The sequence below is a fragment of the Pseudomonas sp. NFACC45 genome (assembly GCF_900113505.1).
GTDB lineage: Bacteria > Pseudomonadota > Gammaproteobacteria > Pseudomonadales > Pseudomonadaceae > Aquipseudomonas > Aquipseudomonas tehranensis.
The window spans coordinates 1-20,455 of record NZ_FOPO01000009.1; the positions used below are offsets into that span (position 1 = coordinate 1).

At 60.1% G+C, this 20,455-nt stretch carries 17 protein-coding genes and 4 tRNA genes; 7 read left to right on the forward strand and 14 right to left on the reverse strand.

Annotation, left to right across the window (positions count from 1 at the left end):
- The 6 genes from BM132_RS17115 to BM132_RS17140 form a co-directional block, all read right to left on the reverse strand.
- On the reverse strand, positions 1-1,901 hold a 1,901-nt coding region (locus BM132_RS17115; protein ID WP_256244275.1), incomplete at its 3' end, for a DUF6531 domain-containing protein.
- Positions 1,902-2,118: 217 nt separating this feature from the next.
- Positions 2,119-2,520 carry an SEL1-like repeat protein gene (locus BM132_RS17120; protein ID WP_092457143.1) on the reverse strand — a complete coding sequence of 134 codons (402 nt, stop codon included), beginning with the start codon at positions 2,518-2,520 and terminating at the stop codon, positions 2,119-2,121.
- Entirely contained in the window at positions 2,521-2,892 is a 372-nt protein-coding gene (locus BM132_RS17125) for a hypothetical protein (RefSeq protein ID WP_003179080.1), read from the reverse strand.
- Positions 2,889-3,230: a helix-turn-helix domain-containing protein gene (locus BM132_RS17130; RefSeq protein ID WP_092457618.1), complete on the reverse strand. Its 342-nt coding sequence runs from the start codon at positions 3,228-3,230 to the stop codon at positions 2,889-2,891. The genes BM132_RS17125 and BM132_RS17130 overlap by 4 nt, the downstream gene beginning before the upstream one ends.
- Before the next feature lie 113 nt (positions 3,231-3,343).
- On the reverse strand, positions 3,344-3,799 hold the full coding sequence (locus BM132_RS17135) for a YkvA family protein (RefSeq protein ID WP_092457146.1): 456 nt from the start codon (positions 3,797-3,799) through the stop codon (positions 3,344-3,346).
- A gap of 292 nt (positions 3,800-4,091) precedes the next feature.
- Positions 4,092-4,805, reverse strand: a complete 714-nt coding sequence (locus tag BM132_RS17140) for a BamJ family beta-barrel-assembly machinery protein (RefSeq protein ID WP_092457149.1) — start codon at positions 4,803-4,805, stop codon at positions 4,092-4,094.
- Between the two features lie 269 nt (positions 4,806-5,074).
- Between BM132_RS17140 and BM132_RS17145 the strand changes: the two genes are divergently transcribed.
- Together BM132_RS17145 and BM132_RS17150 are read left to right on the forward strand one after the other, a co-directional pair.
- The gene (locus tag BM132_RS17145; RefSeq protein ID WP_092457152.1) at positions 5,075-6,880 is read left to right on the forward strand and encodes a di-heme-cytochrome C peroxidase; all 1,806 of its coding nucleotides are present in this window, start codon (positions 5,075-5,077) and stop codon (positions 6,878-6,880) included.
- Positions 6,881-6,911: 31 nt separating this feature from the next.
- A complete protein-coding gene (locus BM132_RS17150; RefSeq protein WP_092457155.1) occupies positions 6,912-8,048 on the forward strand; it encodes a catalase family protein in 1,137 nt (378 codons plus the stop codon).
- A gap of 91 nt (positions 8,049-8,139) precedes the next feature.
- Here BM132_RS17150 and BM132_RS17155 read toward each other — a convergent pair.
- From BM132_RS17155 to BM132_RS17170, 4 genes are all read right to left on the reverse strand, one after another.
- Positions 8,140-8,216, reverse strand: a tRNA-Asp gene (locus BM132_RS17155).
- A gap of 17 nt (positions 8,217-8,233) precedes the next feature.
- Positions 8,234-8,309: transfer RNA gene (locus tag BM132_RS17160), tRNA-Val, on the reverse strand.
- A 176-nt stretch (positions 8,310-8,485) separates the two neighbouring features.
- Positions 8,486-8,562, reverse strand: a tRNA-Asp gene (locus BM132_RS17165).
- Positions 8,563-8,581: 19 nt separating this feature from the next.
- Positions 8,582-8,657, reverse strand: a tRNA-Val gene (locus BM132_RS17170).
- 160 nt (positions 8,658-8,817) lie between these two features.
- Here BM132_RS17170 and rdgC point away from each other — a divergent pair.
- The 3 genes from rdgC to sugE all read left to right on the forward strand — a co-directional run bounded on the left by rdgC (position 8,818) and on the right by sugE (position 11,283).
- Positions 8,818-9,738, forward strand: coding sequence for a recombination-associated protein RdgC (rdgC, locus tag BM132_RS17175; protein ID WP_047228694.1), 921 nt, complete (start codon positions 8,818-8,820; stop codon positions 9,736-9,738).
- Between the two features lie 146 nt (positions 9,739-9,884).
- A complete protein-coding gene (locus BM132_RS17180; protein ID WP_092402804.1) occupies positions 9,885-10,850 on the forward strand; it encodes a bile acid:sodium symporter family protein in 966 nt (321 codons plus the stop codon).
- A gap of 118 nt (positions 10,851-10,968) precedes the next feature.
- Positions 10,969-11,283, forward strand: coding sequence for a quaternary ammonium compound efflux SMR transporter SugE (sugE, locus tag BM132_RS17185; protein ID WP_092457158.1), 315 nt, complete (start codon positions 10,969-10,971; stop codon positions 11,281-11,283).
- 77 nt (positions 11,284-11,360) lie between these two features.
- Here the strand turns inward: sugE and BM132_RS17190 are convergent, their stop codons facing one another.
- The 4 genes from BM132_RS17190 to BM132_RS17205 form a co-directional block, all read right to left on the reverse strand.
- Positions 11,361-13,235, reverse strand: coding sequence for an MFS transporter (locus BM132_RS17190; protein WP_092457161.1), 1,875 nt, complete (start codon positions 13,233-13,235; stop codon positions 11,361-11,363).
- A gap of 80 nt (positions 13,236-13,315) precedes the next feature.
- On the reverse strand, positions 13,316-14,464 hold the full coding sequence (locus tag BM132_RS17195; RefSeq protein WP_092457164.1) for a TDT family transporter: 1,149 nt from the start codon (positions 14,462-14,464) through the stop codon (positions 13,316-13,318).
- A gap of 103 nt (positions 14,465-14,567) precedes the next feature.
- On the reverse strand, positions 14,568-14,879 hold the full coding sequence (locus tag BM132_RS17200) for a cupin domain-containing protein (protein ID WP_092402796.1): 312 nt from the start codon (positions 14,877-14,879) through the stop codon (positions 14,568-14,570).
- Between the two features lie 36 nt (positions 14,880-14,915).
- On the reverse strand, positions 14,916-16,100 hold the full coding sequence (locus BM132_RS17205; RefSeq protein WP_092402794.1) for an MFS transporter: 1,185 nt from the start codon (positions 16,098-16,100) through the stop codon (positions 14,916-14,918).
- A gap of 91 nt (positions 16,101-16,191) precedes the next feature.
- Here BM132_RS17205 and BM132_RS17210 point away from each other — a divergent pair, with 91 nt between their 5' ends.
- The gene (locus BM132_RS17210) at positions 16,192-16,731 is read left to right on the forward strand and encodes a TetR/AcrR family transcriptional regulator (protein WP_092457166.1); all 540 of its coding nucleotides are present in this window, start codon (positions 16,192-16,194) and stop codon (positions 16,729-16,731) included.
- Between the two features lie 252 nt (positions 16,732-16,983).
- Positions 16,984-20,454 (forward strand): hybrid sensor histidine kinase/response regulator, encoded by a 3,471-nt coding sequence (locus tag BM132_RS17215; protein ID WP_092402790.1) that lies wholly within the window; start codon positions 16,984-16,986, stop codon positions 20,452-20,454.
- Position 20,455 lies beyond the last annotated feature (1 nt).

The window sequence follows — 20,455 nt, forward strand, 5'->3', positions numbered from 1 at the left end:
CAGAAAAAACTCGCGCCGCCGGCCAGTTGCCGCTGGAGGATGACGTGCTGGTCGTCGTAGTCGTAGCGTTCGCTTTCGCCGGCGGCGTTGGTCGCTTCGATCAGCCGGAAACGGCCGTCATAGCGGTAGGAAACCAGCGTTTGTTCGGTGCGCCAGGCTTCGTCCAGGGTCAGGGCCGGGTGAAAGCTCTGGTAGTCGATGCCGATCAGGTGGCGCTGTTCGTAACGCAAGCGCAGGGAGCGCCCGGCACCGTTGTCCAGGCGGCTGATGTCGCCATGGATGTTGCGCTGCAGCGTCAGGCGGTTGGCGTAGCGGTCGCTGAGGGCGGTCAGATGGCCGTCGCGAAAGTGTAGGAAAGGTGCACCTTCGCCGGGTTGGGCGATGATCAGTTCGTCCGGCTCGGCCCCGAGGTAAATGGCTGCACGGGCCAGGCTGTTGTGGATCGCTGGGCGCTGGGCGTTGGGCAGGGGAAACGCGGTGCGTCGGTTTTCCTGATCGATCCAGATGACCTGCTCGCCCTCAAGCAACAAGCGGTGCGCCAGGGCATGGCTCCAGCCACGGCCCAGGCCGACGTCCAGGTCCACCGCGCTGGTGCGGTACAAGCGGGTGAAGACAAACGGCAAGCAGCCATCGAGGGTGCCGTCGTCCAGGGTCAGCAGCTCCTCGCCGGTGACCATCGACACCGGGCAGCCGCTGGTTTGGGTCAGGGCTGCGGTGTCGGCGCTGTCGCCGTTGGGGTTTTTCGATTGCGCCGGGGCGTCGTCGTGGGGTGCGTCTTTTTTCAGTGTGGTATTGCGCTGCGCGTCCCAGCGCAGTTGCATCCGGCCTTTCTTTATTCCCGCCGCTACACCCCGCACCGCCACGGTTTTGTAGCGATCTACGTAGGCCATGAAACCGTTGACCACCGCAAAGATAGCGCTGACGAACCGCTGGGCAGCACTCAGCAAACCCGCGCCAAGCTTGCCCAGACGCAGCGACAAGTAAGCAATACCAGCTCCCGCCCCGGCGAAGGTCAGCACTACACCGATCAACAAATCGATCAGCAGCGTCACCACCGCCGCCGACAGAGCTTCGGCGGATTCGCCCGCCATCTCACTGGGTGGCAGCATCTCCAGCCAGAGGCTGGCGGTGCGCAATAGCAAGCACAAGGCGGCTTCGTCACTGGCCAGCAGTTGCAGCTTGGCCATGAGCAATGGCGCTTCTTCCGCCAGTTTTTTTAGCTGATCCGCGCTCTCGCCCAACCGATCAGCAAACGCGCCGGGATCCTTGAGAATGTCCGACAGCAGACTGATGCTGTCCCACACTCCCTCGATCGCCTTCCAACTGCCAGCGAGCAAACCGTTGCCCACCGCAGCCGCCGAGGTCGCCAAGGATTGTTGCGTCCATTGCGGCTTGAACCCCTGCCACTCGCCGCGTAACCAGTCCGTCAGATCCTTGCTCAAGCCATCGTAGGAAGAAAACAGATCGGCGATTTGCTTGGGGGACACTTCGCCCTGGACATGAACCCGATAGGTCTTACCCGCCGTCCCTTTGAAGATCCCCAGGCCCTGGGCATCCAGGGTGACCGGTTTGACCTCGCCGCTGTCCACGTCCACCACATCCACCACGATGTCGCCCAGCGGAATGTCGTACACCGACTCGAACTTACTCTCGATGGTCATCACCCCGCCCTGAGGGCACTGGACGACGGTGGAGAGGAAATCATCGTCGCCAGCGCTGACGACGGTGGTGCTATCGCCGAAGCGAATCAGCCGCTCCATGCCCATCAGCGAAGGCAAATCGGCCACATGACTGGCCCGGTCCGCCGTCTGGCTATACAAGCGGTCTAGCTGCTCGCGGTAGAGCGTCAGGGTGTCTTTGAGGCTGTCGAGTTCCTGCTCGATACGGCTCACCTGATCCATCAGGACACGGCTCGATCAAGAATCAGCAGGAAAAAACGGTCGAACATGGGCAAACGTCTCGCAGCACTCAGGGAGCGCGAGACTTTGCCGGGGATGGCTGGGGAAATAAGTCAGGGAAGGAGGCGGTGAACGTAGGGCGATTCGCTAAATAGCCCTACACGACAAACGAACAACCGACCGAAAGGAAAAATGTTTCCAAAAATGCCTGTGGATAAAACTACTGGTCGTGACCTTCGAGCGCCTGGAGCTTGATCTCAGCCAACGGATGCCCGGCTTTCGCCGCCAACCCCCACCAGCGCGCCGCCTCTATCGGGTCCGGCGCCTTGCTGGCGGAACCGGCGAGGCTGATCACTCCGACCTGATAGGCGGCCTTGCCGTCACCCGCCAGCGCCGCCAACCGCAACAGGCGAACGCCCTCTTCCCGGGCACCCAGCCCCTGGCCGCGAAATGTCAGAATATGCCCGTAGAAACTTTGCGCACCGACATCGCCCAGATTTGCCATGCGCGAGAACTGCCCCTCGAGCCAAGACCAGCCACGGGGCTGGCGAACGAACCAGGACCAATGAAACAACCGCCGCGCCAGCCAGTAGCCGGCCCGCGCCTTGATACGCCAGAGCATTCAGGCCTCCGCTGATTCGGGGTACTCGTATTCGAATACCCGGACCACTTCCGAGGCGTGCCAGGAAGCGGCGGCCACGCCATCGGAAGGCCCGGAAAAGCGCCCGAGACGCTCAACGCACTCGAAGAAGCCGGTACGCGGCAACCGGCTGGCCCCCTGACTGATGACCAGCGAACTTCGCAGCGGCTGTTCAGCCCGGGCATCCAGCGCCGCTAAGTGTTCAAGGGCCGCAGTCAAGGTCTGCATGGCCGGACTGGGAAGCTGCAAGCGCTCCAGCAAGGCCCGATACGTCAACAAATGGCGCTGGCGGCGCGCCTGATCCAACTCACCCAACAACCCATCCCAATGCTGCCGACTGATACGAACGCTCACAATTGATCCCTCCAACCCGGCACCGCCAACTCCCAGGCCAGACTGCGCCGAATCGCGGCATCGGGCTGACGCTCGCCACTTTCGATCATGGCCAGATAAGACGGGCTTATACCTACTGTGCGGGCCAACGCCTCAATGGCGATGCCCTTCCCTTCGCGCAAACTGCGGAGTTGATCCAGACCAGGAAGAACCTGACCGGGTGCCGCCGCATCACGGACTGTGGCGTCCTGCGGCGGTGCTTGATTGATGCCGGCTGCCTTCAATAGCGACTGGTACTGCTCCCACGGTAAAACCGCGTATTCGGGCTCTCCGTCGCGTGTGATTATTTGAATATCCATGTCTACCCCGTAGGACAACAACACTTAGCGAGTCAGCTTTTTCCTTGGAAGTGTAATCCTAATAGCGGCTAAGGTCGCGGGGCGATCAATCTCAGAAGGCAAACAGAACCGGATCAGTGTTTTTTCTGGCCTTGGAGCTGGAGCTGCTCCGGGGTGTCGGGAAGCCGCTCGACTCGAGCGAGCTTTTCGGGGGATTGCCGATAGCGCCAGGCGCGGAAGGCTTCGAGTTCACCGTCGAGGGTCTTCATGATCCACGCCAGCACGGCGATATCGTCAAACATGCCGAACATGGGCAGAAAATCCGGAATCGCGTCCAGGGGGCTGAGGAAGTACATCAGTCCGGCGACGATAGAAAGCAGCGATTTGGCGCTGACGGCCCGATACTCGCCACGCCAATAGGCCAGGCACAGGGCCTGCAGCAAACGCAGATCCTCCTTTAGCTTGCCTAACCGTCCGCCTTCCCGGGCGCCTTTGCTGGCGACGGCAAACAACAACGTCGGCAATCGACCGCGGGCCAGCAGTCGTCCTGCCAAGGGCAGAAAACGTGCAAAATTCCACGGAGCCTTCATGTTTTCTCCCACTGAAATGTTATCCACACAAATTGTGGATAACCTTGTGAACAGAGCTGCATTTGCGCGCTGAAGCCCCCGTTAAATAAGGCTCTCAGTCAAATCGGGCGTTTTTTACTCACATAAAAAAACCCAATATTTCATTGACTTGACGGCCCGACTGGGTCTAGCACAGCGTCTGTATTGCCTATGACTATAACCCGTGCCGAGCGTTCGGTTTTTTGCTGTTTACCAAAGCCCGGATGCGACAACGCCCCGCATAAGCGAGGCGTTGTCGTTATAACAGCCGCGGTTACTTGGCTGCTTCTTCTTTTGCCGGATCCTTGATCGCCAGCAGTTCCAGGTCAAATACCAGAACCGAGTTGGCGGGGATGGCCGGGCTCGGGCTTTGGGCGCCGTAGGCCAGGTCGCTTGGGATGTACAGCTTGTACTTCTCGCCGACATGCATCAGTTGCAGGCCTTCGACCCAACCCGGGATCACACCGCTGACCGGCAGATCAATCGGGCTGCCACGCTCGACGGAGCTGTCGAATACCTTACCGTCGGTCAGCTTACCGGTGTAGTGAACAGTCACGACGTCGGTCGGCTTAGGCTGCGGGCCGTCGGCTTTCTTGATCACTTCGTACTGCAAACCGGAAGCGGTGGTAGTAACCCCTTCCTTCTTGCCGTTTTCCTCGAGGAATTTCTTGCCGGCGGCTGCCGACTCTTCACTCATTTTGGCCATGCGCTCTTCGGCACGTTTTTGCAGTGCGGCAAAGGCTTCGACCAGTTCTTCGTCTTTCAGCTTCTGTTCTTTCTTGCCGACGGCATCTTCGATGCCCTGGGCGACTGCTTTGGAGTCCAGGTCATCCATACCTTCCTGAGCGAGGCTTTTGCCCATGTTCAGGCCAATACCGTAGGAAGCTTTCTGCGCCGGGGTTTTCAGCTCTACGCTGGTCTGCGAGTCGCAACCCGCGAGTACCAGGCCAACCAGGGCCACCGCCGCCGCCAACCGATGCTGTTTCATGCTATTTCCTTGTTCATGCGCCATAAGGGCAATCGAGTAAAGCCGCGAGCTTATCAGGCGGCCACGACCAATGGCTACCGGCATGTGAGCAGCAAAGCACTGATAAGTTCACGACCACAAACGCTTTTTAATGCAGGGCGGATGAAGCATCTGTCACCTATTACCTACAGGGACAAATGGCCACTCCCCGTAGCGCCGCCGGTAATGGCCACTTGCCGGCCACGCGGCACTGAGGCATAAGGGCATATCAAAAAAACAAGGACGTTACCGTGCGCCTGCTATCTCGCCTTCTCTTGTTGCTCCTCGTGCTGCTCGTCGTCGCCGTGGCCGTGGTGCTTTATTACGTGGCTAACCCTCGCCTGCCGGTCTATACCCCGGTCGAAAAGGTGCATTATCTGGATCAATGGAGCGCCGCCGAACGCCAGACGTACTATTTCACGCCCCAGGGTACTCAAGTCAAAGGCCTGCGCTATGACTGGTTCACCGCCCTCGAATTGCCGTTCTCGCAGCAGCGCTTTGCTTCGCCTGAATACCTGGCCCGATTCGGCTTTCTGGTGGACCCGGCGCAGAAACCGTCGGCGGACAATCCTGGCAATCTGCCCGTAGGTTTCACCCGCCACCAGAATCCGGGCAGCGCCGACCAGTTCCTGGATATCACCTGCGCCGCCTGTCATACCGGTGAGTTGCACTTCAAGGGCCAGGCGATACGGATCGATGGTGGCTCGGCCCAGCACGTCCTGCCTTCCAGCGTTCCCACATTACGCGGTGGCAGTTTCGGACAGGCCTTGGTCGCCAGTCTGGCCTCGACCTACTACAACCCCTGGAAATTCGAACGCTTTGCCCGCCAAGTCCTGGGGCAGGACTACGACGCCCGCCATGAACAGCTGCGCCAATCATTCAAAGCCTCCCTGGACATCTTCTTGCGCGTGGCCTGGAACGACACTCACCGCGGCCTCTACCCCACTGAAGAAGGGCCTGGCCGTACAGATGCCTTTGGGCGTATTGCCAATGCCAGCTTCGGCGATGCTATCTCGGCCGAGAATTACCGCGTCGCCAACGCACCTGTGGATTACCCGCAGTTGTGGGACATTTGGACATTCGACTGGGTACAGTGGAACGGTTCGGCCCAGCAACCGATGGCGCGCAACGTCGGCGAAGCGTTGGGTGTCGGCGCCACCTTGAATTTCTTCGACGCCCAGGGCAAACCATTGCAAGGTGATGCGCGATACCCCTCCAGCGTGCGCGTTCGCGATCTGCACAAGATTGAAGAAACCCTGCAGTTGCTCAAGGCCCCGCAGTGGCCTCAGGAGCTGCTTGGGCCTATCGATAGGCCGTTGGCCGCACAGGGCCGGGCGCTGTTCGCCGAAAACTGTGCCGGCTGCCACGTGCCTAAAGTTGTTCAAGGTCCTGACAGGCCCGTCCAGCAGCTGAAGATGTTGCCGGTGAAGGTGATCGGCACCGACCCAGGCACCGCCAACAACATTGCCGACCACCGCTTCGACCTGACCAGCCTGCAATGGGACCCGGCCGAACTGGCAAAGCTGGACGTGCAACTGCATCCGACCCCGACGACGCCGCTGGATTTGAGCCAGGTTTCAGTCGCTAAAGGCCTGGCCTACGTGACCGCGTTCGTGGAAGAACGGGCTTACCGTGACGCAGGCGTCACACCACTGGAGCGCCCGGCGCTGGATGGTTTTGGCCTGCCCATCGGCGTACGCGAACTGCGCGCCTACAAAGCCCGGCCCCTGGCTGGCGTCTGGGCCACGCCGCCCTTCCTGCATAACGGCTCGGTGCCGACGATCTATCAGTTGCTGTCTCCTCAGGACGAACGGGCGATCACCTTCTACAAAGGCAGCTTCGAATACGACCCACGGCACCTGGGCTATCGCACAGAAGCCTTCACGAATGGCTTTTTGTTCGACACCCGCATCACCGGCAACCACAACAGTGGCCATGAGTTTCGCGCCGGTGAGCGGGGCAATGGCGTGATTGGTCGGCTGCTGCAGCCACAGGAGCGCTGGGCGTTGCTGGAGTACCTCAAGGTGCTGGGCGGGCCATTGGAATCGCAACTGTGATGATGAAACCTTCAAGCAAAAGGATTGACCCATGCTGATTACGCTCTGGCTGCGCCTCGGCGCCTTTTTGGGCAAGACGCTCCTGTGGTTGCTGGGCATCGGTCTACTCGGTTGGGCGCTGGCCACGGCCTGGTTCGCCTGGCAACACAGCGGACCGGTCTCGGATAAAGAGCAGATTCCACCCGGCGAAGCGGCCATGACCCAGGACATCATCCAGACCGCCATCCGTATCGTCGATCAGCACCGCGAAGGCACGCGCTACCTGCGCGATGCCCATGCCAAGGCCCACGGCTGCGTCATGGCGCAAGTGCAGGTGCCGGACGATCTGCCAGCACCGTTGCGCCAGGGTGTATTTGCCGAGCCGGGGAAGGTCTGGCAAGCGACGATGCGCTTGTCCAACGGCAACGCCTACCCGCAGTTCGACAGCCTGCGCGATGCGCGAGGAATGGCGATCAAACTGCTGGACGTGCCGGGCAAACAACTGCTGGGGGACCGCCAGTCACAAGGTGAACAGGATTTTGTGATGTTCAATCATCCGAACTTCTTCGTCAGCGATGTCGCCGAATATCGTCAGAATGTGGCCGCCCAGGCCGATGGAAAAAAAGCGATGGCGTTCTTCCCAAGCCTGGATCCGCGCAGCTGGCAAATCCGTCACCTGTTCATCGCTCTGGAAACACTTTCACCAGCCCCACCCAGCCCCACCCAGACCACGTATTTTTCGGTATCGCCCTATAAGTTTGGCGAGGCCAACGCGAAATTTCGCGTAGCGCCCGACCCGGATAGCTGCCCGAGCTACACCCTGCCCGCACAAAACCAGGCACTGCCGAATTTCTTGCGAAGCGCACTGACGCAACAGTTATCCACAGACCGGATACCGGCGTGTTTTGTCCTGCAGATCCAGCGCCAGGACCCGAGCAAATACATGCCGATCGAAGACACCAGTATTGAATGGCGAGAAAGTGACGCACCGTTCGAGACGGTGGCGCGCATCACCGTGCCGGCCCAGGATTTCGATACGCCCAAGCTGAACCTGGCCTGCGACAACCAGTCCTTCAACCCGTGGTTCGGCATCGAAGCCCACCGCCCCATCGGCGGCATCAACCGCTTGCGCAAAGCCGTGTACGAGGCGGTCAGCGATTACCGTCATCGGCGTAATGCCGAACAGTAGCTAACCGGTAAACACCAGACAGCAAAAAGCCCGCTCAATGAGCGGGCTTTTTAATGGCAACCTGGCGTTCAGTGTTCCAGGTTGCCGAAGATGGCGCAGCGGACGGGACTCGAACCCGCGACCCCCGGCGTGACAGGCCGGTATTCTAACCGACTGAACTACCGCTGCGCGTAGCGTTGAAAGCTTGGTGGGTGATGACGGGATCGAACCGCCGACATTCTGCTTGTAAGGCAGACGCTCTCCCAGCTGAGCTAATCACCCTTCACTTTCGATGCGGGGCGCATTCTCTCACAAATTTTCGTAACGTGCTGATTTAATTAACTATTCAGCAAAAAAAATGTGATTGGCGCGCACCGCAGGAACTGCAAACAGCAAAAAGCCCGCGTTAGCGGGCTTTCTGTGGTGATCTGGCGTTCAGTGTTCCAGATTACCGAATATGGCGCAGCGGACGGGACTCGAACCCGCGACCCCCGGCGTGACAGGCCGGTATTCTAACCGACTGAACTACCGCTGCGCGTAACACTTGGAGCGAATGGTGGGTGATGACGGGATCGAACCGCCGACATTCTGCTTGTAAGGCAGACGCTCTCCCAGCTGAGCTAATCACCCTTCGCTTTCGGTGTGGCGCGCATTCTACGGAGCGTCCTCAAAGCTGGCAAGCACTTTTTACTTTAATTTTTTCAGGCCTTCCAAAGGCTTAGCGAAGGGTTGGCCTATGGCCCCGCGAAGAGAATAATGCCCCCCTTTGTATAAAGGAGAGACTCACCCCATGTGGTTCAAAAACCTGCTTATCTATCGCCTGACCCAAGATCTGCCTTTTGATGCCGAGGCGTTGGAAACTGCACTGGCCAGTAAACTGGCGCGTCCATGTGCAAGCCAGGAGTTGACCACTTACGGTTTCGTAGCGCCGTTCGGCAAAGGCGAAGACGCGCCTCTGGTGCACATCAGCCAGGATTTCCTGCTGATCGCCGCGCGCAAGGAAGAACGCATCCTGCCGGGCAGTGTCGTACGCGATGCCCTGAAAGAAAAGGTCGAAGAAATCGAAGCCGAGCAAATGCGCAAGGTCTATAAAAAGGAACGGGACCAGCTCAAGGATGAAATCATCCAGGCGTTTCTGCCTCGTGCGTTCATTCGTCGCTCGTCCACCTTCGCTGCCATCGCACCGAAACAGGGTCTGATCCTGGTCAACTCCGCCAGCCCGAAACGCGCCGAAGACCTGCTCTCTACCTTGCGTGAAGTCCTCGGCTCGCTGCCGGTGCGGCCACTGACAGTGAAGACGGCCCCCACCGCCATCATGACCGACTGGGTCAAGACTCAGAAAGCCGCCGACGATTTCTTCGTGCTGGATGAATGCGAGCTGCGCGACACCCACGAAGATGGCGGCATTGTGCGTTGCAAGCGCCAGGACCTGACCAGCGACGAAATCCAGCTGCACTTGAACACTGGCAAGGTGGTGACCCAACTGTCGCTGGCCTGGCAAGACAAGTTGTCTTTCGTGCTCGACGACAAAATGGTGGTCAAGCGCCTGAAGTTCGAAGACTTGTTGCAGGACCAGGCGGAACAGGACGGCGGCGACGAGGCCCTCGGCCAACTGGACGCCAGCTTCACGCTGATGATGTTGACGTTTGGCGAGTTCCTGCCGGCGCTGGTCGAGGCCCTGGGTGGTGAAGAGATGCCTCAGGGGATCTAACAGCCCAATGATTACCCTTGTGGGAGCGAGCCTGCTCGCGATAGCGGAGTGACAGTCACCGACAGGTTGCCTGATACTCCGCTATCGCGAGCAGGCTCGCTCCCACATTGTTTTTGTGGTGCTACTTACATAATAAGGATCAGGTCATGCGCGCACTGGCTGCATTGAGTCGTTTTGTCGGCAATACCTTCGCTTACTGGGTGCTGTTTTTTGCCGTGCTGGCATTCTTGCTGCCGCAGTGGTTCGTCGACCTGAAAGTCGCCATCGTCCCCTTGCTCGGGCTGGTGATGTTCGGCATGGGCCTGGCGCTCAAGCTGGAAGATTTTGCCGAAGTGGGCCGGCATCCAGGGCGGGTGGTTCTGGGCGTGATTGCACAATTTGTAATCATGCCCGGCGTGGCCTGGTTGCTTTGCCAAGTATTCAGCCTGCCACCGGAGATTGCCGTCGGGGTGATTCTGGTGGGTTGCTGCCCGAGCGGCACCTCCTCCAACGTCATGACCTGGTTGGCCCGCGGAGACCTGGCTTTGGCCGTGTCGCTTTCAGCCATCACCACCCTGCTCGCGCCTTTGCTGACGCCTGCGCTGATCTGGCTGCTGGCGTCGGCCTGGTTGCCGGTGTCGTTCTCGGCGCTTTTCTGGTCGATCCTGCAGATCGTACTGCTGCCTATCGTGCTGGGCATCGTTGCTCAGCGCCTGTTGGGTGATCGGGTTCGTCACGCGGTGGAAGTGCTGCCGCTGATCTCGGTAGTGAGCATCGTGATCATTGTTGCGGCGGTCGTGGCGGCCAGTCAGGCGAAGATCGCCGAATCCGGCCTGCTGATCATGGCCATCGTGATGCTGCATAACAGCTTCGGTTACCTGCTGGGTTACTTCACCGGTCGCCTGTTCGGTTTGCCCCTGGCCCAGCGCAAGACTTTGTCGCTGGAGGTGGGCATGCAGAATTCCGGCTTGGGCGCGGCCTTGGCCAGTGCGCATTTCTCGCCGCTGGCGGCGGTACCCAGCGCGCTGTTCAGCGTCTGGCACAATATTTCCGGGGCACTGCTCTCGACGTATTTCCGCCGTATGAGTGAAAAGCAGGACCGTGAACTGCTCGCCCGCCAAGCGGCGGACTGAAAGGCAGACTTGATCGAGTGGTCAATAATGGGCAATCTATACGCCCATCGCGGGGACGACCCCGCCACTCGATCAATCTTAATCCGGGGACGACCCCATCCATTGATGGAGGTGTGTGATGTCCTGGATCATTCTGTTTTTTGCCGGCCTGTTCGAAGTCGGTTGGGCTGTCGGCCTGAAGTACACCGACGGCTTCAGCCGCCCGCTCCCTACTGCATTGACCGTTGCGGCCATGGCCATCAGCCTTGGCCTGCTGGGCCTTGCGATGAAGGAACTGCCCCTGGGCACGGCCTATGCCATCTGGACCGGTGTCGGGGCCGTGGGCACGGTGATTGCCGGGATCATTCTGTTTGGTGAATCCATGGCGCTGGTTCGGCTGGCCAGTGTGGCATTGATCGTTGCCGGGTTGATCGGACTTAAGGTCAGCACCTGAGTTCGTCAGCAGGACTGGAAGACCTGTGGGAGCAAGCTTTGCTCTCACAGGTGCTGCTCCCCACAAGGTTTTTGAGCCTACCTGACAGCCCCGCGCAAATCCCCCACCAACGCCTGCAACTTCGCCGGTTCCGCCACCTCAACGGCGACCGCCGGCCCCGCCACCAACGTCACCCGCGACCACAACCGGCGAAACAGTCCCTTGTTCGGGTCACGACTGAAGAAACTGCCCCACAATCCCTGCAACGCCAGGGGAATCACCGGCACCGGTGTTTCCTGAAGAATGCGCGTCAGTCCGCCCTTGAACTCATTGATCTCACCATCGGCCGTCAACTTTCCTTCGGGGAAGATGCACACCAACTCGCCGTTCTGGAGGTATTGAGCGATGCGTGTAAAGGCGCTTTCGTAGATATGGATATCTTCCTGGCGCCCGGCAATCGGAATCGTCCCGGCGGTGCGAAAGATGAAGTTGAGCACCGGCAGGTTGTAGATCTTGTAGTACATCACGAAGCGAATCGGCCGACGCACCGCGCCGCCGATCAGCAAGGCATCGACGAAGGACACGTGGTTGCAGACCAGCAACGCGGCGCCTTCATCGGGAATCGCATCCAGGTTGCGATGTTCCACGCGGTACATGGAATGGCTCAGCAGCCAGATCATGAAACGCATGCTGAATTCAGGGACGATTTTGAAGATGTAGGTGTTCACGCCAATGTTCAGCAGCGACACCACCAGGAACAGCTGGGGAATCGACAGTTCCAGCAGGCCCAGCAGGACAATGGAGACAATCGCCGAAACCACCATGAATAACGCGTTGAGGATGTTGTTGGCGGCGATCACCCGCGCCCGCTCATTCTCGGCGGTGCGCGACTGGATCAGTGCGTACAGCGGCACGATGTAGAAACCACCAAAGACACCGAGCCCGAGGATGTCGATCAGCACCAGCCAGGCGTGGCCGAAACCGAGCACTTCGAGCCAGCCGTAGCCCTCGGCGCTGCCGGGAATTCCACCGGAATGCCACCACAACAGCAGCCCGAACACGGTCAGGCCGAACGAGCCGAAGGGCACAAGGCCGATTTCGACTTTACGCCCGGATAACTTCTCGCACAGCATCGAACCCAGGGCGATCCCCACCGAGAACACCGTCAGGATCAAGGTCACCACGGTTTCGTCACCGTGCATCCAGTCCTTGGCGTAGGCCGGGATCTGTGTCAGATAAATCGCCCCGACAAACCAGAACCACGAGTTGCCGACAATGGAGCGGGACACCGCGGGGGTTTGTCCCAGGCCCAATTTAAGCGTGGCCCAGGACTGGCTGAAAATGTTCCAGTTCAGGCGCATCTGCGGCGAGGCCGCCGCCGCCCGCGGAATGCCGCGACTCGCCAGGTAACCAAGCACGGCGATAACGACAATCGAAGTCGCCACCACCGGCGCGTAATGCGCCGAGGACATCATGATCCCGGCGCCGATGGTGCCGATGAGGATCGCCAGGAAGGTGCCCATCTCCACCAGGCCATTGCCGCCGACCAATTCGTCTTCGCGCAGGGCTTGCGGCAGGATCGAATATTTCACCGGCCCGAACAGCGCCGACTGAGTGCCCATGGCGAACAGCGCCGCCAGCATCAACCACAAATGATCGAACAGAAAACCCACCGCGCCGATCGCCATGATGACGATTTCGCCAAGTTTGATCAGACGTATCAACGCATCCTTGGCGAATTTTTCCCCAAACTGCCCCGCCAGTGCCGAGAACAGGAAGAACGGCAAGATAAACAGCAGCGCACACAGATTGACCCAGATCGAACGGTCGCCCTCGATGGTCAGCCGATAGAGAATCGCCAGGATCAGCGATTGCTTGAACACGTTGTCGTTGAACGCGCCCAGGGACTGCGTGATGAAAAACGGCAAGAAACGCCGCGTGCGGAGCAAGGTGAACTGCGAGGGGTGACTCATCTTCCATGTTCCTGAGTGGCGTGGTCGCTTATTGGAATGAGGTTTTCCGATCCAGGCCACACATTACCTGTCTTTAACGATTATTTCGCCAGCCCCGCAATGCACGGCGACACGAACAGCTCACCGTGCCAGGCGCCGAGCACCGTGCGCCGGCCGACGATCAGCCACATCACCGCCAGCATCGCCACCAGTACACAACCGAAGACGGTAAAAAACCCCAGGCTCAGCAAGCTCGCCAGCTTCAGCGTTGCCAGCGCATACACGCCCAAGGGGAAGGTAAATCCCCACCATCCGAGATTGAACGGGATGCCCGTGCGCAAATACCGTGCGGTGATCAACAGCGCCATCAACATCCACCAGAACCCGACCCCCCACAGGGTGATACCGGCCACCAACCCCAAGCCAGCGGCGACTTCGCCCAGGCCAGGCAAGCCATTGGCGGCAAAAATCAGCGGCGCATCGCCTCCCAGCAACAACATGCCCAGGGCACCGGTCCCGATCGGACCAAGGGCCAGCCAGCTCGAGGCGGCCATGTTTTCGTGGGGCAGTTTGTGCAAGGCCATGCGCAGCAGCAGAATCGTCAGGATGCTGAACGCAACAGGTAGGGAAAATGCCCAGAGAATGTAGCTGGTGACCAGCATGACCAGTTGCGAATGGGCGTCTGCCAAGTGCGGTGCCAACAAGCCGCCACTGGCGGCAGCGACTTCGGCCGCCACCACCGGCAATAGCCACACGGCGGTCATCTGGTCGATCCGGTGTTCCTGACGGGTGAACATCAAAAACGGAATCAGCACGCCACAGGCCAGGGACATCGCCACGTCGATCCACCACAACGTTTCTGCCAACGGCACCACGCCCTCGCCCCAACGCGGCAGACCGAATACCAACAAACCATTGATGAGGGTCGCCAACCCCATGGGAATGGTGCCGAAAAACATCGAAACCGTTGAATGAGCAAAAATCCGCCGCGCCTCGTCGAAGAACAACACCCAACGCGCGGTGTACAGCCCCGTGAACAACACGAACAACAGGACATCGAACCACCACACCCCTTCGGCCAGGACGCGCAGGCCCGGGACATCCCCCGGCCATTGCGCCAGGGCCAGGGCCAATACGCCGGTGCCCATGACGACAGCAAACCAGTTAGGCGTGAACTGGCGAACAGCTTCCAATGGCCTGGGCAAATGACTGAGTGGACGCAAACGGTTTGTGGCAGCACAGCATGGCATGGCGAACTCCTACTCTCGGACGAGATAAAGCCATGCTAGAGCCAGATCGAATATCTATATAACGGGTAATATCTGTATACATTATCGATTCTACAAATATTACTCAAACGCTGCCCTCGGCCTCGATCACCAGAATTCTCGCTTCTCCCAATGGCTTGGCCACATGTTCGGTGCCCACCGAGGCATAGAAAATATCCCCCGCACTCAGCAAGGTATCTTTCTCGATACCCTCTTGCCGATAGCACATCTGCACTTGCCCATCGAGCACCACGAACACTTCCTGTCCATCGTTGATGTGCCATTTATAGGGCTGATCGGTCCAGTGCAGGCGCGTGGTGATGCCGTTCATGTTGGCGATATCCAGCGCTGCCCAGGCGCGGTCGCCGGTAAAGGATTTGCTGCGGATGATGTTCAACAGAGATCGCCCCAAAGAAACACAGAGGTGCCAAGACTAACCCAAACCAGGCGATGGCCGCGCCTGACGCGACAGCCCGAGCAAGGCAACAGTCGCCAGCACAATCAACACCGCGCCAAAGCCATCGGTGGTCGGGATCAACCCGAACACCCGGGTCAGGCTCCCCGCCAGCAGCGACGGCAGGCTGAAAGCCAGGTAACTGAGGACATAAAACGCTGACATCAACCCAGCCCGCTCATGGGGCAAGGCCAACGGCATAATGCTGCGCAATGCCCCCAGAAAGCCTGCGCCAAAACCGCTGCCGGTGACCAGCGTGCCGACGAAGAACAACGGCAAGCTAGCAGCGTGCACTGCGATCAATACCAGCGCCAGACCGACCAGCAACAGGCTGGCGGCCAGGCGCAGCATTTTGTCCGCCACCTGGTTGCGCAGCGTGTAGATGCTCAACGCTCCGGTGAGCGTCAACACCGCCACCAGCGCGCCGCCAATCAAGTTGGACGTGGTTCCGGTTGCGGCCCGCACCAATGACGGCGCCAGTGACAAGTAGAAGCCGCCCACCGCCCAGGCCACCAGGTTCAAGGGCAGTATCAGCCACAAGGCGCGCCGTGCCTGGATCGGCACATGCAAGGTGGGGCGCAAGGATTGCCAGGCACCCGGCTGCGGACTGACGCTCTCGGCCAAAAACCAGAGGTAAATGGCCTGGATCAGGAACAATCCCAGCAAAATCCAGTACGTCAGTTGCAGGGGCAACGGCGCGAACTCGGCCAACATGCCACAGCCAAATGCACCGCAAGCCATGCCCAGCAAGGGCGCTACGCTAGTGATCAGCGGACCTTGCCGACGATCGAAGTCCAGCAAGGCCGCGCCAAGCACACTGGTGGCCATGCCGGTGGCGAAGCCCTGAATCAACCGTGCACCGATCAACCAGGCAATACTGTTGGCGTTGATAAACAGCAGCATCGCCAGCATGTTGAGCACCAGCGCGACGAAAATCACCGGTTTGCGTCCCAGATAATCCGACAACGAACCCACGGTCAGCAAAGCTGCTAATAGACTGAACGCATACACGCCGAAAATCAGCGTCAGGACCCCAGGGGAAAACTGCAGTTGTTCCTGATAGAGGTGATACAACGGGGTTGGCGCGCTGGACGCAGCGAGGAAACCGAGCAGGGTGATCGCCAGGAATATCAGACTGGCACGGGTCGAAGCTGGACGGGACATGGGCACACTCCACAAAAGCTAATTTTTTGCTTTTGCAGAGTGTGCTATCGATGTGCGCTTAAAGCAAATTCTTTGTGTTAAGGTCCGATCCATGGCTATTAAAGAAGGTTTACGCCCCGGCGGCAGAAGCGCCCGGGTACAAGAGTCGATTCATTCGGCGGTTCGCAGCCTGCTCCAGGAGCAGGACCGCGCCAGCCTGACCGTGCCGCAAATCGCGGCCCGCGCAGGCGTCACCCCGTCCACCATTTACCGGCGTTGGGGCGACCTGCCGGCATTGCTGGGCGACGTCGCGATTGCCCGCATGCGCCCGGACAGCGCACCGCTGGACACCGGCAGCCTGCGTGGGGATCTTCGCGCCTGGGCCGAACAGTACCTGGACGAAATGAGCTCCGAACCCGGTCGCGACATGATGCGCGACATCCAGGCCTGCGCCACGCCGGGCTATTGCGTGGCAATCCTCAGCGGCCAGTTGCAGACCATCCTGGATCGCTATCCCAACGAGCCAAACCCAGGGGTCGAGCGACTGATCAATGTAGTGGTCGCGCCGACGGTGTTTCGTATCCTCTTTGCCACCGAGCCGTTGGCGGTTGAGGAGTTGTATCGGTTGGTGGATATCGCGTTGACCCAGTAATACCGCCATCGCGAGCAGGCTCGCTCCCACATTGGGTCGGTGGTGAACCAACATTTGTGTTCAGCGAGGATCCAGTGTGGGAGCGAGCCTGCTCGCGATGGCGGCCAGCCAGAACACTCCATGACCCAACGCTGGGCGCAAATCGCGACACCTCGGCACGTCTCGACCTTGGTCGACACTGACGAACCCGAGCGGGCATGCGAGACTGTTCTGCCGGGCCCTGCCCCCGGGGTCTTTCGTTCAGGAGCTTCCATGTCGTTGTCCAGCGGGCTGATTGCCGTTGTTGCCCTGGCCTATATGGCCATCCTGTTCGCCATCGCCTTCTACGGCGACCGGCGCAGCACACCGTTGCCCCCTCGGGTGCGGGCGTGGGTCTACAGCCTGTCGCTGGCGGTGTACTGCACCAGCTGGACATTTTTTGGCGCGGTAGGCCAGGCTGCCGAACAACTCTGGTCATTCCTGCCGATTTACCTCGGGCCGATCCTGTTGCTGGTGCTGGCACCGTGGGTCCTGCAGAAGATGGTGATGATCAGCAAGCAGGAAAACATCACCTCCATCGCCGACTTCATCGCCGCACGCTACGGCAAATCCCAGTCCCTTGCGGTGGTGGTCGCCCTGATCTGCCTGGTGGGGGTGCTGCCGTACATTGCCTTGCAGCTCAAAGGCATCGTGCTCGGGGTCAACCTGTTGATCGGCGCTGGTGCCGACGCCATGGGCACTCGCGCCCAGGACACTGCGTTGATCGTTTCGCTGATCCTGGCACTGTTCACCATCGTGTTCGGCACGCGCAACCTGGACGCCACCGAACACCACCGGGGCATGGTGCTGGCCATTGCCTTTGAATCGCTGGTCAAGCTGTTCGCCTTCCTTGCCGTAGGCGCCTTTGTCACGTTCGGCCTTTACGACGGATTCGATGATCTGTTCAACCAGGCGATGCTCGCGCCGCGACTGGAACAATACTGGAAAGAAACCATCAACTGGCCGTCCATGGTGGTGCAGACCGGGGTGGCGATGATGGCGATCATCTGCTTGCCGCGGCAGTTCCACGTGACCGTGGTCGAGAACATCGAGCCCCAGGATCTGCGCCTGGCCAAATGGGTGTTCCCCGCCTACCTGGCCCTGGCTGCGTTGTTCGTAGTGCCTATCGCCCTGGCCGGGCAGATGCTGCTGCCCGACTCGGTGTTACCTGATTCGTTCGTCATCAGCCTGCCTTTGGCCCAGGCCCACCCGGCGCTAGCGGTGCTGGCGTTCATTGGCGGCGCCTCGGCGGCCACCGGCATGGTCATCGTGGCGAGTGTCGCGTTGTCCACCATGGTTTCCAACGACATGCTGCTGCCCTGGCTGTTGCGCCGCAACAACGCCGAGCGGCCCTTCGAAGTGTTTCGTCAGTGGATGCTGTCGGTTCGCCGGGTGAGCATCGTGGTGATCCTGTTGCTGGCCTATGTCAGCTACCGCCTGCTGGGGTCGACGGCGAGTCTGGCGACCATCGGCCAGATCGCCTTCGCTGCCGTAACCCAACTGGCACCCGCCATGCTCGGCGCGCTGTACTGGAAACAGGCCAATCGCCGCGGGGTGTTCGCCGGCCTCGCCATGGGGATTTTCCTGTGGTTCTACACCTTGGTGTTGCCGATCGCGGCCCACAGTCTGGGCTGGTCGCTGAATAGTTTCCCGGGACTTGCGTGGCTGCATGGCAACCCCTTGAACCTGCCGATTTCACCGCTGACCCAAGGGGTCGTGTTATCCCTGGCCGGTAACTTCACCCTGTTTGCCTGGATCTCCGTGCTGTCGCGCACCCGGGTGTCGGAACACTGGCAGGCCGGACGCTTCATCGGCCAGGAAATCAGCGCCCGCCCCAACCCGCGCTCGATGCTGGCGGTGCACATAGATGACCTGTTGCAACTGGCCGCGCGATTCGTTGGCGAAGAACGGGCGCGCCAGAGTTTCATTCGCTTCGCCTACCGCCAGGGCAAAGGCTTCAACCCGAACCAGAATGCCGACAGCGAATGGATCGCCCACACCGAACGACTACTGGCGGGTGTGCTGGGGGCTTCGTCGACGCGGGCGGTGGTAAAAGCCGCGATTGAAGGTCGGGAGATGCAGCTGGAGGATGTGGTCCGAATCGCGGATGAAGCCTCGGAAGTGCTGCAATTCAACCGCGCACTGCTGCAAGGTGCCATCGAAAACATCACCCAGGGTATCAGCGTGGTCGATCAGTCCCTCAGGCTGGTGGCCTGGAACCGCCGATACCTGGAGCTGTTCAACTACCCGGACGGCTTGATCAGTGTTGGTCGACCCATCGCCGACATTATCCGCTACAACGCCGAACGCGGCCTTTGTGGCCCAGGCGAAGCAGAGGTCCATGTCGCTCGACGTCTGCACTGGATGCGCCAGGGCCGCGCGCACACCTCTGAACGGCTGTTTCCCAATGGCCGGGTGATCGAGCTGATCGGCAACCCCATGCCCGGCGGCGGTTTTGTCATGAGTTTTACCGACATCACCGCTTTCCGCGAAGCCGAACAGGCCCTGACCGAAGCCAACGAAGGGCTGGAACAACGGGTGGCAGAACGCACCCGGGAACTGTCGCAACTGAACATGGCCCTGACCGAAGCCAAGGGCACCGCCGAGTCGGCCTACCAATCCAAGACCCGGTTCCTGGCAGCAGTCAGTCATGACCTGATGCAGCCGCTCAACGCCGCGCGCCTGTTCTCCGCAGCGCTCTCGCATCAGCACGACGCCTTGCCGAGCGAGGCCCGGCAACTGGTGCACCACCTGGACAGTTCGCTGCGCTCGGCCGAAGACCTGATCACCGACCTGCTGGACATTTCTCGCCTGGAAAACGGCAAGATCAACCCTGACCGCAATCCATTTGCCCTCAACGAACTGTTCGACACCCTGGGCGCCGAGTTCAAGGTACTGGCCCAGGAACAAGGCCTCAAATTCCGGGTGCGGGGCTCACGACTGCGGGTCGACAGCGACATCAAGTTGCTGCGGCGGGTGCTGCAGAACTTCCTTACCAACGCCTTCCGTTACGCCAAGGGCCCCGTCCTGCTGGGCGTTCGCCGTCGCAATGGCGAATTGTGCCTGGAGGTGTGGGATCGCGGCCCGGGCATCGCCGAAGATAAACTGGAGATCATTTTCGAAGAGTTCAAACGCCTCGACAGCCATCAGACCCGTGCGGAAAAAGGCCTGGGCCTGGGCCTGGCGATCGCCGACGGGCTGTGCCGCGTGCTGGGTCACACTTTGCGGGTGCGTTCCTGGCCTGGGCGCGGCAGTGTATTCAGCGTCAGCGTACCGCTGGCCCACGCGCAGACGGCCTTGCCCAAGCCCGTTGCCGAACCCAATGGTCATTTGCCAAAGGGCGCTCAGGTGCTGTGTATCGATAACGAAGACAGCATTCTGATCGGCATGAACAGCCTGCTCACTCGCTGGGGCTGTCAGGTGTCGACGGCGCGTAACCGCCAGGAGTGCGAACGTTTGCTCACCGAGGGTAGCCGACCGCAACTGGCCCTGGTGGATTTTCATCTGGACGATGGCGAGACCGGAACCGAGCTGATGGCCTGGCTACGCACCCGCATGGGTGAACCGATACCTGGCGTGGTGATCAGCGCCGATGGCCGCCCCGAGACGGTGGCGCAAGTGCATGCGGCGGGTCTGGATTACTTGGCCAAACCGGTGAAGCCGGCTGCGTTGAGGGCATTGTTGAGTCGGCATTTGCCGTTGTGAT

Excerpts from the sequence above, each read along its gene's own strand:
- BM132_RS17120 (WP_092457143.1), bottom strand. The coding sequence starts at position 2,520 with ATGCTCTGGCGTATCAAGGCGCGGGCCGGCTACTGGCTGGCGCGGCGG.
- sugE (WP_092457158.1), top strand. The coding sequence starts at position 10,969 with ATGTCCTGGATCATTCTGTTTTTTGCCGGCCTGTTCGAAGTCGGTTGG.
- BM132_RS17135 (WP_092457146.1), bottom strand. The coding sequence starts at position 3,799 with ATGAAGGCTCCGTGGAATTTTGCACGTTTTCTGCCCTTGGCAGGACGA.
- BM132_RS17150 (WP_092457155.1), top strand. The coding sequence starts at position 6,912 with ATGCTGATTACGCTCTGGCTGCGCCTCGGCGCCTTTTTGGGCAAGACG.
- BM132_RS17140 (WP_092457149.1), bottom strand. The coding sequence starts at position 4,805 with ATGAAACAGCATCGGTTGGCGGCGGCGGTGGCCCTGGTTGGCCTGGTA.
- BM132_RS17195 (WP_092457164.1), bottom strand. The coding sequence starts at position 14,464 with ATGCCATGCTGTGCTGCCACAAACCGTTTGCGTCCACTCAGTCATTTG.
- BM132_RS17205 (WP_092402794.1), bottom strand. The coding sequence starts at position 16,100 with ATGTCCCGTCCAGCTTCGACCCGTGCCAGTCTGATATTCCTGGCGATC.
- BM132_RS17190 (WP_092457161.1), bottom strand. The coding sequence starts at position 13,235 with ATGAGTCACCCCTCGCAGTTCACCTTGCTCCGCACGCGGCGTTTCTTG.
- BM132_RS17180 (WP_092402804.1), top strand. The coding sequence starts at position 9,885 with ATGCGCGCACTGGCTGCATTGAGTCGTTTTGTCGGCAATACCTTCGCT.
- BM132_RS17215 (WP_092402790.1), top strand. The coding sequence starts at position 16,984 with ATGTCGTTGTCCAGCGGGCTGATTGCCGTTGTTGCCCTGGCCTATATG.
- rdgC (WP_047228694.1), top strand. The coding sequence starts at position 8,818 with ATGTGGTTCAAAAACCTGCTTATCTATCGCCTGACCCAAGATCTGCCT.
- BM132_RS17130 (WP_092457618.1), bottom strand. The coding sequence starts at position 3,230 with ATGGATATTCAAATAATCACACGCGACGGAGAGCCCGAATACGCGGTT.
- BM132_RS17210 (WP_092457166.1), top strand. The coding sequence starts at position 16,192 with ATGGCTATTAAAGAAGGTTTACGCCCCGGCGGCAGAAGCGCCCGGGTA.